A 493-nucleotide genomic window follows, 5' to 3' on the forward strand; every position below is an offset into this window, starting at 1 on the left:
ACAAGGTTCGATAACCCCAAGCAACTTGCCTGCTCTTTGGGTGTCTCACCACACCCAAATCAGTCAGGTACATCCGTCCAAAATGGCAATCATAGGAGTTGGTTTGCCGACCCTTATTTTGCAAGCCTTTTACATATGACGGCACTCTCCGCGAGCAGATTCAACCCGAAGTTCGAAGCTTACAAGAAGAGGCTGAAGAGTAAAGGTAAGCCACATTTGCTCATTATGAACAACATCAAAAACAAGTTAGTGACGGTTGCCTTTACAATCGCCACGAGAAGGACCAAATTCTACTCTGATTATGACCCAAAACGAGCATAGACCAAAATAACACTTTTTAACCATATAAATTTGGTGGTGATCATAGATTGCCCCCAGTCGAGGGCGAAGCCCGAAGACTGGCGGGGAAAAGGGTACGGCATATATAATCGACCCTTGTGGTCGCACTTGGATGGGCTTGTGCGACCACAAGGGTCGAAGGATTTGGGACAAC

At 46.7% G+C, this 493-nt stretch carries 1 protein-coding gene; it reads left to right on the forward strand.

All coding sequences use genetic code 11. From position 1 onward, the window contains the following. A partial coding sequence (locus tag HMPREF3027_RS09570) for a transposase (RefSeq protein ID WP_168165855.1) occupies nt 1-321 on the forward strand: 321 nt, incomplete at its 5' end. Nucleotides 322-493: the final 172 nt, after the last annotated feature.

It is taken from the genome of Porphyromonas sp. HMSC077F02 (assembly GCF_001815465.1).
GTDB lineage: Bacteria > Bacteroidota > Bacteroidia > Bacteroidales > Porphyromonadaceae > Porphyromonas_A > Porphyromonas_A somerae.